Genomic DNA, 13,469 nt, shown 5'->3' on the forward strand with positions numbered 1-13,469 from the left:
CCCATTCCGCACGACCCATTCGCCAGCGGTCACGCAAGCAAGAGGGTGCCGACGGGCTCACCAGAAGCTTTCGACAATGGTTATGATGTATATCCATTGACAAATCAGCAGACACCAGCTTTTCTAATCACATGCGTGGAACGTTGCGAGCATCGAAATTGCTGGCTCTATTGTTCAGGTTGGTGATGATCCTTTCACTGGCCGGCTACAGCGTTTCCACCGTCAATGCTGCCATGCATGGTCCCGACAGAGGGGGAATGCGGCATGATCAATCCGGCATGATGGATCATGGCAAGCTGATGGATCATGGCGGCTCTGAGATGAAGAAGGCCAGTCACGACCACCAAAACATGGCCGACACTGATGGCGACGTCAAAAAGACCGAAAAACCGCAATGCTGCGGCGATTTCTGCCTCGGCATGGCGGTGCTGTTGAGCCATTCAGCCATCGGTACGCGAGTGGCCAGCACCATCAGGACCTTCCCTGACGACGACAAAGCCCTGGGCCAAACCCCACTGCTTCAACGCCCCCCAAATATCTGAACAGGCAAAGCCCGCCTTTGGGCAATGACCGTGCGTGAGCGGCTTTAGCGCCCTCGCGCCGTTATATCTCCTGTTCGGACAATACCTATGAACCCGATTTATATCGTGGTTGCAGCGCCCCTGTTACTGGGCGGCTGCACTGCCACATCGATGATGAACGACGCCGCCTCCTATGACGACGCGGCGAACCCGACGCTTGGCGCCCCTCCGCTTCGTTATCAGACGCCGGTCTCGGGCTACACCGCCCGCATGCCGGCGGATCCGAAGCCGTGGCGTAACCAGAACGATGCGCAGGCTCCGAAAGGAGGTGCATCATGATGCCACGCTCACTCCCACTCGCATCAAAACTCGCGGCAATCCTGTCGTTGCCGCTTTTTCTCAGCGGCTGCGTATCTGCCGCACAATATGCCTCCCGGGAGGCCGGTTTCACGACTGTCTCGGCGAAGACAACAGAGGCGACAGGGAAACAGACCGCATGGGTTCAGAACCGGGCCGAGGCACAGGCAACAGAGGCCCGTGTCAAATCGCTGATGGCGGCCAGCAAGACGCTCGACGTCGAAACGGCGGTGCAGGTCGCGCTGCTGAACAATAAGGGCCTGCAGGCGGCTTACGCCGATCTGGGCGAATCAGCTGCCACCGCATGGCAATCGACTCTGTTGGTCAACCCAAGCATCGGCCTGGGGCTGACGGGTATCGGCACGCCAGGCCTCAGGGCCTACAAGACAATCGAAGGCGTCCTCACCACTAATATTATGGCACTCGCCACGCTCAAAAAGAATGTCGAAATCGCCGATACCGGCTTTCGCAAGGCGCAATTGGGCGCGGCGTTGAGAACGCTGCAACTGGCTGCGGATACACGTCGCGCATGGATTTCCGCCGTGGCGGCTTCGGAAAACGTCGGCCAATTGGCTCAGGCGCAGACCGCTGCGGCCGCCGCTTCGGAACTCGCCACCAAACTCGGTGAGTCCGGCGCGATGAACAAGGAAGGCCAAGCCCGTGAGCAGGTGTTTTATGCCGAACTGACGGGCCAGATCGCCAAGGCAAGACTGGAAGCCCGTCTTGCCCGGGAGGAACTGACGCGACTGATGGGACTTTGGGGATCAGATATCGAATACAGCATCCCCACCCGTCTGCCGTCACTTCCCAAGGCACTCGCCCAGCGTGACATGATCGAGGCCGAGGCGCTGCAGCGTCGGGTGGACTTGCAGATGGCCAAGCTCGACCTGGAGGCGACCGCCCGCTCCTTCAAGCTCACCGAAGCGACCCGGTACGTCAGCGATCTCGCACTCAGATCGGGTTTCGAGACCGAGCGTGAAAAAGATGAAGACCGCATAAACAAACAAACGACCGGCCGCGCCGAACTGGAATTCGTCATTCCGATCTTCGATTCCGGTCAGGCCCGCATGCGGGAATCCGAACTCGCCTATATGCGCGCCGCCAACCTGCTGGCGGAAAAGGCGGTCAATGTCCGCTCGGAAGCCCGCTCCGCTTATCAGGCGTATCGGTCCACCTACGACATCGCCCGGCACTACCGCAACAGCGTGGTTCCGCTGCGCAACCGGATCGAGGAAGAATCGATGCGGACCTATAATGGCATGCTGACCAACACTTTCGAGTTGCTGGCCGACAGCCGCGAAAAGGTCAATTCGAATCTACTCGCCATCGATGCCAAACGCGACTTCTGGCTCGCCGAAGCAGGGCTCGTTCCGGCCATTTATGGGGGCGGTTCGGGTGCAGCTGGCGGAGAGACCGAGGTTGCCGCCGCCTCCGGCGGCGGCGGTGGACATTGAGAAAGGAGAACCATCATGTTCAATAGAAGACAACTTCTGGGCGTCAGCGCCGCGATGGTCTCCACGGCGGCCTGGGCGAAAACCTCCAACAGCAGCCTGCCGGAAGCGGCAGTGATGGAAACCGCGGCAACGCAGGCGCCGGTGAAGCCCACAACCGGTCCCGATTATAATCCGGTCGTCACCTTGAACGGCTGGACCCTGCCCTTCCGGATGAACAACGGCGTCAAGGAATTCCACCTCGTTGCCGAGCCGGTGGAGCGCGAAATGGCCGAGGGCATGACGGCTCGCCTCTGGGGTTACAACGGCCAGTCGCCCGGCCCGACCATCGAGGCCGTCGAAGGCGACCGAGTGCGCATTTTCGTCACCAACAAGCTGCCGGAACATACGACGATCCACTGGCATGGCATGATCCTGCCATCGGGCATGGACGGCGTGGGTGGACTGTCGCAGCCGCATATCCCCGTCGGAAAGACCTTCGTCTATGAGTTCGACCTCGTGAAGTCGGGCACCTTCATGTACCACCCGCATTCGGACGAGATGGTGCAGATGGCGATGGGCATGATGGGCTTCTTCGTGATCCATCCGAAAGACCCGGCCTTCATGCCTGTGGACCGCGATTTCGTGTTCCTGATCAACGCCTATGATATCAATCCCGGCTCCTATGTGCCGAAGATCATGACCATGACGGACTTCAATCTGTGGTCATGGAACAGCCGGGTGTTTCCGGGCATCGATCCGCTGGTGGTTTCCAAGGATGACCGGGTGCGTGTCCGCGTCGGTAACCTGACCATGACCAACCACCCGATCCATATGCACGGTTACGATTTCGAAGTGACCTGCACGGATGGCGGATGGGTGCGACCCGAGGCGCGCTGGCCGGAGGTCAGCATCGATATCCCCGTCGGCGCCATGCGGGCCTATGAATTCGACGCCAAATATGTCGGCGACTGGGCGATCCATTGCCACAAGTCGCACCATACGATGAATGCCATGGGACATGACGTTCCCACCTTCATCGGCGTCGACAAGAAAACCGTCACCGAAAAGATCCGCAAGGTCCGGCCGGACTATATGCCGATGGGCACCGCCGGCATGGCCGATATGGGCGCGATGGAAATGGAAATCCCTGAGAACACCGTTCCGATGATGAACGGCTGGGGGCCGCACGGCCCCATCGAAATGGGCGGCATGTTCTCCGTCGTGAAGGTTCGCGAAGGCATCTCGGCGGGCGATTACACCGATCCCGGCTGGTACGAAAACCCGCCCGGCACCCAGGCGTGGGAATGGACCGGCGAGCTGCCGGACAGCCAAAAAAACACCGACCCAAAAACGCAGATCACGCCGCAACCGATGAAACACGGCTGATCGTCCAGATTACACACCCCCACCAGAACCAAGGAAACCATAAAATGACCAGACTGAAAATTGCACTGCTTCTCGCCGCGCTCGCCACCCCTGTTTTCGCAGGCGGCGCCCACTCCGGCGGCGACAACGCGATGGCGGTTGGCGAACCCGGCGACAAGTCCAAGGTGACCCAGACCATTCAGGTGACGATGAAGGAAACGCCTGATGGCAAGATGATGTTCACGCCCGCCAAATTCGAATTCAAGAAGGGCAAGACAGTGCGTTTTGCCGTGAAAAATGTCGGCGAGTTGGACCATGAATTCATCATGGACGAGCAAAAGGCCAATCTAGAGCATAAGGCCGTCATGGCAAAGGCGCCGGAGATGGAGCACGACAACCCAAACGCCATCAGCCTCGCGCCTGGTGAAAGCGGCGAACTCGTCTGGAAATTCACCAATGACGGCATGTTCGAATTCGCTTGCCTGAAACCGGGGCATTACGAAGCCGGCATGCGCGGCGACCTTAAAGTTTCGGCAAAGTAACCCATTCAAAAAGGATAACGACTATGAAAACCATCGTTAACATCACCCTGGCCGCAGCACTTCTGCTCACCGCACCCCTCGCCGCTTTTGCCCAGGAGTTCACCAAAGGTACGGTAAAGAAGGTGGATGTTGCCGGCAAGAAGGTCACCATCACCCATGAAGACCTGAAAAACCTCGACATGCCGGGTATGACCATGGTGTTCCGCGTGAAGGACGATGCCATCTTCGCCAAGCTCAAGGAAGGCGCCAACATCGAGTTCATCGCCGAACGCGCCGACGGCAAGCTTGTCGTCGCACAGGTGAAATAAGACAGTCGTCATCGCCGCAGAGTGAACGGAAGGGGCAGCGGGAAATCTCTGCCCCTTTTGTTACTTGGTGAATGCGCTTCCAGAAGGGTCTGGTTCCAGCGCCCTATCCAGCCGCGATTTGCCTGAAAGCGTCGAGGAAGTGATCATTCTCCTCGCGGGAGCCAATGCTGACACGAATGAAGGTGTCGAAGCCCGGTTGTTTCCATGGCTTCACGATGACGCCAAGGCGGAGCAGATTTTCCGCCACATGCACGGCGCTGACCCCGACATCGATGAAGAGGAAATTGCATTTCGACGGCGCCATGCGGTAACCCAGCCCCTTCAGTGCGCCTGCGACACGCCCGCGCTCCGTAAGAGCCAGTTCGACGGATTTCCGCAAGTGCGCTTCATCGTTGAGAGCGGCAATGGCCGAAGTCTGGGCGATGGCGTTGGTGTTAAAGGGCGTGCGGGCGCGGTTGAGAAAATCGCAGAGCTCCCCGCTACTGACGATGCCATAACCGATGCGGAGACCCGCAAGGCCGAAGGCTTTGGAGAAAGTGCGAAGGACCACCCAGTTCACATTCGCATCCCGCAGCATCTCGACAGCGGATGGATAGTTCTCGCCAGCCGCATATTCGGCATAGGCCTCGTCGATGACGACTATTGTGTCCTTGTCGAGCGCAGCGATGATCGTACCGAGTTCAGCCGGCGTCAGCCATGAACCAACGGGGTTCATCGGATTCGAGAAGATCAGCATGCGCGGTTTGCGTGCGATGGCCGCGAGCAATGCATCGACGTCGATCGTCAAATCGGACTTCACAGGCACACGGTCGATCACGCCGCCCATCAGCGTGGTGTAGTCTTCGTGCAGCGGGAAAGAGGGATAAAGCGTCGCGACCATATCGCCCTGGCGAACGATTGATCGGCAGATAACTGCAATCAGATCCTCCGAGCCGTTACCGAGGATCATCTGGCTGTCATCCACCTCGAACCGCGCAGCAAGCTGACCGCACAAGGCCCGCCCCTGCGGATCGGGATAGAGGCGCGCCAGTTCGCCGATATCGGGAAAAAGGTGACGTAGCGCAGGCGATGGCCCAAGCGGATTCTCGTTGGAGCCCAGCTTCGCGATGGTGCCAACGCCATATTTCGCCCGCACCTCTTCAATCGTCAGACCTGCATTGTAGGGGGCAATGGCGCGGATTTCGTCGCGAATGGGGCTTGAAGGCTTTTCCATTTTGCAGTCTCCATGAGATGCGGATGAACCAGTCATAAGCCCGCAAATCACATTCGTAAATATGTATAGACATTTTAAGACGAAAATGATGTCATCCTGGGTGAACAAACAAAGGGGCCGCCATGACTCAGCCGAACTTCGATCTCTCCGGCCGCCGTGCGCTTGTGACCGGCGCAAGCCGCGGCATCGGCCAGGCCATTGCCGTCGCCCTGGCGCAGGCTGGCGCCGATATCGCCATCACCGCACGCACGGTCGAGGCGCTCTCGGAAACGCATGCGCGCATCAGCAACCTTGGCCGACACTGCGTGACGCTCGCGCAGGACGTTCGCGACGTTGAAGCATGCACCCGCGTGACGACAGAAGCCGCGGAAAAACTTGGTGGCCTCGACATCCTCATCAACAACGCCGGCTTCGAAAACGTTCGCGCGTCGTTCGATGTTGACGAAGCACTCTGGGAGTCGATCCTTTCAACAAACCTGAAGGGCGCATTTTTCTGCGCGCAGGCAGCCGGCCGCATCATGGCCGAAAGCGGCGGGGGCGCCATCGTTAACCTCTGCTCGCTGACATCCTATGTCGGCATTCCAACCGCCGCTCCTTACGGCGCTTCGAAATCCGGGCTGCTGGGCATAACCCGCGCCCTTGCCAGTGAATGGGCGGCGCATGACATCAGGGTAAACGCGATTGCCCCGGGCTACTTCCGCACAGCCATGACGAAGGTTTTCTACGAAAATGACGATTGGCAATCGCGGATGCTGGAGAAGATCCCGCAACGACGCTTCGGCAAGGAGAGCGACATTGGCGGCGTTGCCGTTTTTCTCTGCAGCGATGCGGCCGCCTACATTACAGGTCATTGCATTCCGGTGGACGGCGGCTATCTGGCCTCGATCTGATGCGGACAAACCTCCCGTTGGAACGACTGTGAAATAGTACCGGATAGAGGTCTTCGGCGCTTGCCATTCGGCGCGATGAGAAACAAAGTCGCTGAATTGACCGATAAACTTTTCCGCACCTGCACAAATATTGCGCAACACGATTTCAGGCGAAAAATTACGCAAATCCAATTGACGCAGGTTGTACATATATGTATATACAAGTACATATAACCCGGCGACAACACATCGCCGAAGGCGTACAGACAGCTTTGAGGCGATTAGCGGCCATCAACGCGCGACAGGGGGAAATGTCATGGAGGCAGCAGCACTTCGTCCGGTCGATCCTTCCGCTGACCCCATCGCAGTATCCGTTAAGGACGTGGGAATGTCCTTCGGCAATGTTCATGCCGTCAAGCACGCCTCTTTTGATCTTCCCAAGGGCCGCTTCCTGACCATCCTGGGTCCTTCCGGTTCAGGCAAGACGACGCTGCTGCGGATGATTGCCGGCTTTGATCGCCCGACCAGCGGCGAAATCTTCATCAATGGACAGCCGGTCAGCGCCGTGCCGCCACACCAGCGCGCCATCGGTATGGTGTTCCAGAAGCTCGCGCTTTTTCCGCACATGACCGCCGCCGAAAACGTCGCCTTTCCCCTGAAAATGCGCCGACATGATGCCCGCACCATCCCTGAGAAGGTCGAGCGGTATCTCGACCTCGTTCGCCTCGGCGGTTACGGTGATCGCCGCATCAACGAACTCTCGGGCGGCCAGCAACAGCGTGTCGCCATTGCCCGCGCCCTGGTGTTCGAACCGGATCTGCTTTTGCTCGACGAGCCGCTCGCGGCACTTGATCGCAAGCTGCGCGAGGAAATGCAGCTGGAGTTCCGCCGTATTCAGAAGGAACTCGGCGTCACCACTATCAACGTTACTCACGACCAGCGCGAGGCACTGGTTGTGTCCGACGAGGTTATCGTGATGAACGACGGCGAAATACAGCAGAAGGCACGGCCGGTGGAAGCCTATCGCGCGCCGTCGAATGCCTTTGTTGCAAACTTCATCGGCGTCACCAACTTCATCGAAGGAAGCGTTGCCGAAGTCGCACCAACCAATGTCACTATCACGGCGGCAGGCATCAATCTTGTCGGTGTCGCTTCGGATGAGAATGTCGCGGTCGGCGCGGCCTGTGCCGGGGCGGTTCGCGCAGAGCAAATTCGCATCGCCCCTACCAATGGTCGCCTCGAAGGACTGTCAACCGTCGTAGACGGCAAGGTCGAAGACTGCATTTTCGAAGGCGAGCGCGTGGTTTATGAAATTCGGGTCCAGGCTCTCGGCGGCGTTGTGATGCGCGTGTTCGATCATGATCCGGAATCACACCTGCAATTCGCTCCGGGCGACGACGTTCGCCTGGGCTGGAATGCACGGGATATGCATATCTTTCAAAAATGACCCTCAGAAGGTCGGACCAGAGGAGAATGTTCAATGTCGCATGATAAATTTCTGACAGCCCAGCTTCGCCGTCGCACGTTGCTGGCGTCGTTCTCCGCAGCCGGCGCTTATGCCGGCCTGTCCACGCTCGGCGTCAGCCGCGCCTTTGCGCAGGAGCCGGAAAAACCAGCGGAAATCATCGTTCGCGCCTGGGGTGGCAGTTGGGTCGATGCGCTGAAAGCGGGCGTCTCCGACAGCTTCACCAAGGCAACCGGCATCGCGGTGCGCCACGATCTGACCGAGGATAACGAAATCCAGCCGAAGGTCTGGGCCGCCGTCGCCCAGAAGCGCGTTCCGCCGATCCATATCAACTGGGACACGACGACGAATGCCACCAAGTCGGCCCTGCGTGGCGTCACCGAAGACCTCTCGGACCTGCCCAATCTCAAGAACGCCACCGATCTTGCCAAGCCCGTCGGTCTCGATGGCTATCCGATCGTCAATACCTATGGGTATGTCTATGTGCTGGCCTATCGCCCTTCGGCATTCCCGAACGGAGCGCCGAAGTCCTGGAAGGACCTTCTCGACCCGAAGCTGAAGGGCCGTATCGCGCTCTATAATGACGGCATTGGCTTCCATTTCCCGGCGCAGGTCGCAGGTGGCGGCAAGCTCGAGGACATTCCCGGGAACATGCAGCCCGCCTGGGACTTCATTTCGAAGATCAAGGCGCAGCAGCCGCTGCTGGGCGAAGACCCCGATTTCACCACCTGGTTTCAGAAAGGCGAGATTGACGCTGCCTGCACCATTTCAACCAATGCGCGTGAAGCCAAGAAGAACGGCATCGAGATCGCATGGGTGGTTCCGGAGGAAGGCGCGAAATTCGATACCGATGGCCTCTGGATCCCGAAGGGCCTGCCGGAGAACGAACTCTACTGGGCGAAGCAGTACATCAACCATGCCCTGACCCAGGAAGCCCAGCAGGTCTGGCTTGATGGCCTTGGCCTTCCCGGCGTCATTCCGGGCGTCAAACCGCCGGCCGACCTCGTGGGCGATCCTTCCTATCCGACGACGGAAGAAGAGTTCAAACACCTGATCCGGGTTTCGTCCAAGATCCAGGTCGAAAACGAGAGCCAGTGGTTCGCCAAGTTCAAGGAGATCATGCAGGGTTGAAACCTTGCCACGCCCGCCGCTTCGTTCAGGTGGCGGGCATTCCACCTGAGGATAAGAGATAACGCGGTCGCTTTGGCAAATGCGCCCTAGCTTTTGCCGGGACCGCTCGAGGATCGGTATTCATGCGCGCTTCCCGTGTCGCATATCCCCTGGCGTGGCGCGTCATGGATATGCTCGAACGACTTGCGGCCATTTTCTGGCCTTCCAGCTTCAAGAAGGGTCTGCCCTATCTGATGCTGCTGCCGGCCATCGTGCTGGTTGGCCTTCTGGTCCTCGGCCTCATCCAGATCGGCGATACGAGCCTTCGGACGCTGGACACGAATACGTTTCTGATGTCCGAGACCTATACGCTCGCAAATTACCAGCGGGCGCTGACGGAAAAATTCTTTGCCACCGTCGCCGGCCGCAGCCTGATAGGCTCGCTGATCGTCACCGTCATCACGCTGATATTCGCCTTCCCTTACGCCTATCTCATGGTGCGCACGTCCTCCTCGGCACTGCGCAAATTCCTGCTCGTTGCGCTGTTCTTGCCTTTCTTCATCGGTCAGGTGGTGCGCGCCTATGGCTGGCTGATAATCCTCGGCAACCAGGGCATGGTGAATGAGGCTCTCGGCCTGGTCGGTGTCCCACCGATACGCCTTCTCTATAACTACCCGGCCGTCCTGTTCGGCCTTGTTCAATATATGCTGCCCTTCGCTGTTTTGATGCTGGCACCTGCCCTGACCGCCATTCCGGCGGAACTCGAGGCCGCCGCCGCCTCCCTCGGCGCCAGCTGGCTTCGCACCTTCCGTCATGTCGTCCTGCCGCTTTCCCGCCCCGGCCTCGTCGGAGCCGGTCTCGTCGTGGTCACGCTCTCCCTCACGGACTTTGCCATTCCCGCCATCCTTGGCGGGGGGACACAGGATTTCATCGCCAACGCGATCTACGACCAGTTTTTCCGCACCTCCGACCAAGGCCTCGGCGCGACGCTCTCGCTGCTGCTCGTCGCCGTCGGCTCCATTCTCGTCGGTGTGGTTTTCATGGTCTTCGGTGCAGGCACGCTTGCCATGGGGGGCGACCGCAAATGACGGGCAGCCGCAGCAAATCCATCGTCATCTGGGCCTTCGTCGCGACCGCGCTGGTCATGTTGTCGGCACCCACCATCGTGGTTCTCGGTGCCTCGTTCACCTCAGGCAACATCATCACCTTTCCGCCAGATGGGTTTTCCTTGCAATGGTACAGCAAGATCGCCCACGCCACCGATCTGCGGCAAGCCTTCTTCCGCTCACTGATCGTCGCGGCGATCTGCACCCTGGTATCCATTCCCGTCGGCACGCTCGCCGGTATCGCGCTCGCCAAATATCGGGTGCGGTTTGCCCGCTCCATCCAGATCTATCTGCTGCTTCCCTTCACGATTCCGCTGATCGGTTCTGGCATCGGCATGATGCTCGCCTTTGGAGAGATGGGTGTGCTCGGCAAACTATGGCCAGTCGGCATCGCCTGCTCGGTGATCAACCTGCCCTTCATGATCTGGGCAGTGACGGCAAGCGCGAGCAACCTGTCGCCGGATCTGGAGCTCGCCGCTGCAAATTGCGGCGCGCCACCCCTGCAGCGTTTCCTTTACATCACGCTTCCCGCCGTCCTGCCGGGCGTGATCACGGGTTCGCTCTTAATGTTCATTCTGGCGCTGAACGAATTCCTGGTGAGTCTGCTTCTGGTCGACGCGCGAAGCGTCACGCTGCCGGTGCAGATCTATAACTCCATCCGCTCGATCATCACGCCGGACCTGGCCGCCATTTCCGTGGTCTTCATCGCCTGCGCCGGGATCGCGATCGCGCTGCTCGACCGCCTCGTCGGCCTCGACATCTTCCTGAAATCGAAGTGACCAATCGGCCGTTTGGCCAGCCATCAAGGACAAGACGATGACATCAGTGTCTTTCTATGACTATTCCAAGCTCGATGCCGATGAGAAGGCCGCCCTGCTGCGCCGTTCGGAAAGCGACATCTCGAGCTTCATCGAAAAGGTTGCCCCCATCCTCGAAGCCGTTCGCACCGAAGGCGACAGTGCACTGGCTCGCTTCGGTCGCGAACTCGACAAGGCCGACGTGACCGAAGCCAATCTCAAAGTTACCGAAGCCGAATTCGATGCGGCCTTCAAGCTTGTCGATGCAAGTGTCATCGAATCCATCCAGTTCGGCATCGACAATATCCGCCATTTCCATGAGGAGCAGAAGCCGGAAGCCATGTGGCTGAAGGAAATTCGTCCCGGCGCCTTTGCGGGTGACCGCTTCACGCCAATCCAGTCTGTGGCGCTCTACGTTCCGCGCGGCAAGGGCTCCTTTCCGTCAGTTACCATGATGACCTCTGTGCCTGCGGTGGTTGCCGGCGTTCCGAACCTCGCCATCGTCACACCGCCTGCGCCCGATGGCTCGGTCGATGCGGCTACGCTCGTCGCCGCGCGCCTCGCCGGCGTCGATACGGTCTACAAGGTCGGTGGCGCCCAAGCGGTGGCCGCCGTCGCCTACGGTACGCAGACCGTCAAGCCAGCGCTCAAGATCGTGGGTCCGGGAAGCCCATGGGTCGTCGCCGCCAAGCGTTCGCTGTCGGGCGTCATCGATACCGGCCTGCCGGCCGGTCCCTCGGAAGTCATGATCCTTGCCGATGATACGGTCCATGGCGGCCTTGCCGCGCTTGACCTGCTGATTGAAGCAGAACACGGCCCCGATTCTTCGGCCTATCTCGTCACCCATAGCCGGCGCGTCGTTGAAGAGGCGATTGCAGCCCTGCCCGAACACTGGGCCAAAATGTCGGAGCAGCGCGTCGCTTTCTCCAAGACCGTTCTCACCGGCAAGACCGGCGGCATCGTCCTGACGTCCTCGATTGAAGAGAGCTACGCTTTCGTCAACGCCTATGCGCCGGAACATCTTGAATTACTCTCGGAAGAGCCGTTCATACACCTTGGGCATATCACCGAAGCCTCCGAAATTCTGATGGGCACCCACACGCCGGTCAGCATTGCCAATTTTTCGCTCGGGCCGAACGCCGTTCTGCCGACCAGCCGCTGGGCACGCACCTTCGGGCCGCTTTCGGTGACCGACTTCGTGAAGCGCAGTTCGATCGGCTATGTCACGCCGCCAGCCTATCCGGAATTCGCCAGACATTCCCGTAACCTCGCTCTTTACGAAGGCTTTTCCTCGCATGCCCTGGCGGTTTCTCCGGTGCGCGACGCCTATCTGAAAAAAGGTTCCTGATTCCATGAAGGCGGTGCGGCTTTACGATGCGAACGACCTGCGTGTGGAGGAGATGGCCTCCCCATCTTCGCCGCCGGCAGGCTTTGTCAATCTGCAAGTCAGGGCAGCGGGCATTTGCGGTTCCGACCTGCACAATTACCGCACCGGACAATGGATCTCCCGTCGTCCCTCCACCGCCGGTCATGAGTTCTGCGGACGCATTACGGCAATCGGCGACGGTGTGACTGATTTTGCCATAGGCGATGTTGTTTCATCGGACTCCCGCATGTGGTGCGGCCTCTGCCCTGCCTGCTTGAGTGGCCGCAGCAATGTGTGTGAAAGCTTGGGCTTTGTCGGCGAGGTGTGCGATGGCGGTTTCGCCGATGAGGTGCAGGTGCCGGCGAAGCTCCTGGTTCGCCATGATCCGCACCTCTCGCCACATATCGCTGCCATGGCAGAACCGCTCGCTGTGGCACTGCATGCGGTGCGTCGCCTTTCTGTTCCTAGAGGGGAGCCGGTGCTCGTCATCGGCTGCGGCACAATCGGCGGGCTTTGCGCTCTCATCCTCTCCCGCCTGCACAACGGCCCGCTTCTGCTCGCCGACCTGAATGCGGAACGAGCCCGACGTGTCAGTGACGTGACAGGCGGCAAGCTCGTGACACTCGACACGGCTGCGATAGACGCCACGCTTTCGGGTGGCCGCCTTCGTTATGCGCTTGACGCCACCGGCAGCATTCAGGCGATAAGCCGGGCCATCGAATTGCTCTCCGGTGGTGGCGGTCTGGCGCTTGTCGGCATCAGCCACGGCAAGCTTGATTTCGATCCCAATGTTCTTGTCGAGCGCGAAGTTTCGCTGATCGGCTGCCACGCCTTTTGTGACGAACTGCCGGAGGCGACGGCGCTTCTGACCGAACTCGCGCCGGCTCTTCACCGCTTTATCGAGGTGCTGCCCTCACTCGATGATGTCCCCGCCGCCTATGACCGATTGCTGAGGGGTGAAAGCAACGTTTTGAAGACGATAATTGACGTGTCGGAATAGACCTGACACCTGACTTC

General features: G+C 59.5%; 14 protein-coding genes. 13 read left to right on the forward strand and 1 reads right to left on the reverse strand.

Going from position 1 to position 13,469, the window contains the following annotated elements:
• Positions 1–131 precede the first annotated feature (131 nt).
• The 6 genes from ACUTJJ_RS01765 (at position 132) to ACUTJJ_RS01790 (ending at position 4,526) form a co-directional block, all read left to right on the forward strand.
• The gene (locus tag ACUTJJ_RS01765) at positions 132–542 is read left to right on the forward strand and encodes a hypothetical protein (protein WP_063947086.1); all 411 of its coding nucleotides are present in this window, start codon (positions 132–134) and stop codon (positions 540–542) included.
• A gap of 87 nt (positions 543–629) precedes the next feature.
• Positions 630–860, forward strand: coding sequence for a hypothetical protein (locus tag ACUTJJ_RS01770; protein WP_063947085.1), 231 nt, complete (start codon positions 630–632; stop codon positions 858–860).
• The gene (locus ACUTJJ_RS01775; RefSeq protein ID WP_445541098.1) at positions 857–2,332 is read left to right on the forward strand and encodes a TolC family protein; all 1,476 of its coding nucleotides are present in this window, start codon (positions 857–859) and stop codon (positions 2,330–2,332) included. Before ACUTJJ_RS01770 ends, ACUTJJ_RS01775 begins: the two co-directional genes overlap by 4 nt.
• A 15-nt stretch (positions 2,333–2,347) precedes the next feature.
• Positions 2,348–3,697 carry a multicopper oxidase family protein gene (locus tag ACUTJJ_RS01780; protein ID WP_063947083.1) on the forward strand — a complete coding sequence of 450 codons (1,350 nt, stop codon included), beginning with the start codon at positions 2,348–2,350 and terminating at the stop codon, positions 3,695–3,697.
• A 44-nt stretch (positions 3,698–3,741) separates the two neighbouring features.
• A complete protein-coding gene (locus ACUTJJ_RS01785; protein ID WP_063947082.1) occupies positions 3,742–4,218 on the forward strand; it encodes a cupredoxin domain-containing protein in 477 nt (158 codons plus the stop codon).
• A gap of 23 nt (positions 4,219–4,241) precedes the next feature.
• Positions 4,242–4,526, forward strand: a complete 285-nt coding sequence (locus tag ACUTJJ_RS01790; protein WP_063947081.1) for a copper-binding protein — start codon at positions 4,242–4,244, stop codon at positions 4,524–4,526.
• Positions 4,527–4,629: 103 nt separating this feature from the next.
• Here the strand turns inward: ACUTJJ_RS01790 and ACUTJJ_RS01795 are convergent, their stop codons facing one another.
• Complete coding sequence (locus ACUTJJ_RS01795) at positions 4,630–5,739, reverse strand: histidinol-phosphate transaminase (RefSeq protein WP_063947080.1); 1,110 nt, start codon at positions 5,737–5,739, stop codon at positions 4,630–4,632.
• A 122-nt stretch (positions 5,740–5,861) separates the two neighbouring features.
• Between ACUTJJ_RS01795 and ACUTJJ_RS01800 the strand changes: the two genes are divergently transcribed.
• The 7 genes from ACUTJJ_RS01800 (at position 5,862) to ACUTJJ_RS01830 (ending at position 13,452) form a co-directional block, all read left to right on the forward strand.
• A complete protein-coding gene (locus ACUTJJ_RS01800) occupies positions 5,862–6,629 on the forward strand; it encodes an SDR family NAD(P)-dependent oxidoreductase (protein ID WP_209090359.1) in 768 nt (255 codons plus the stop codon).
• 295 nt (positions 6,630–6,924) lie between these two features.
• Positions 6,925–8,055 carry an ABC transporter ATP-binding protein gene (locus ACUTJJ_RS01805; RefSeq protein ID WP_063947078.1) on the forward strand — a complete coding sequence of 377 codons (1,131 nt, stop codon included), beginning with the start codon at positions 6,925–6,927 and terminating at the stop codon, positions 8,053–8,055.
• Positions 8,056–8,088: 33 nt separating this feature from the next.
• Positions 8,089–9,204 (forward strand): ABC transporter substrate-binding protein, encoded by a 1,116-nt coding sequence (locus ACUTJJ_RS01810; RefSeq protein WP_063947077.1) that lies wholly within the window; start codon positions 8,089–8,091, stop codon positions 9,202–9,204.
• A gap of 122 nt (positions 9,205–9,326) precedes the next feature.
• Positions 9,327–10,271, forward strand: a complete 945-nt coding sequence (locus ACUTJJ_RS01815) for an ABC transporter permease (RefSeq protein WP_063947076.1) — start codon at positions 9,327–9,329, stop codon at positions 10,269–10,271.
• A complete protein-coding gene (locus ACUTJJ_RS01820; protein ID WP_063947075.1) occupies positions 10,268–11,068 on the forward strand; it encodes an ABC transporter permease in 801 nt (266 codons plus the stop codon). The genes ACUTJJ_RS01815 and ACUTJJ_RS01820 overlap by 4 nt, the downstream gene beginning before the upstream one ends.
• A gap of 37 nt (positions 11,069–11,105) precedes the next feature.
• Positions 11,106–12,434, forward strand: coding sequence for a histidinol dehydrogenase (gene hisD / locus ACUTJJ_RS01825; RefSeq protein WP_063947074.1), 1,329 nt, complete (start codon positions 11,106–11,108; stop codon positions 12,432–12,434).
• A gap of 4 nt (positions 12,435–12,438) precedes the next feature.
• Positions 12,439–13,452 (forward strand): zinc-dependent alcohol dehydrogenase, encoded by a 1,014-nt coding sequence (locus tag ACUTJJ_RS01830; RefSeq protein WP_063947073.1) that lies wholly within the window; start codon positions 12,439–12,441, stop codon positions 13,450–13,452.
• Positions 13,453–13,469 lie beyond the last annotated feature (17 nt).

The organism is Agrobacterium sp. DKPNP3 (genome assembly GCF_052686535.1).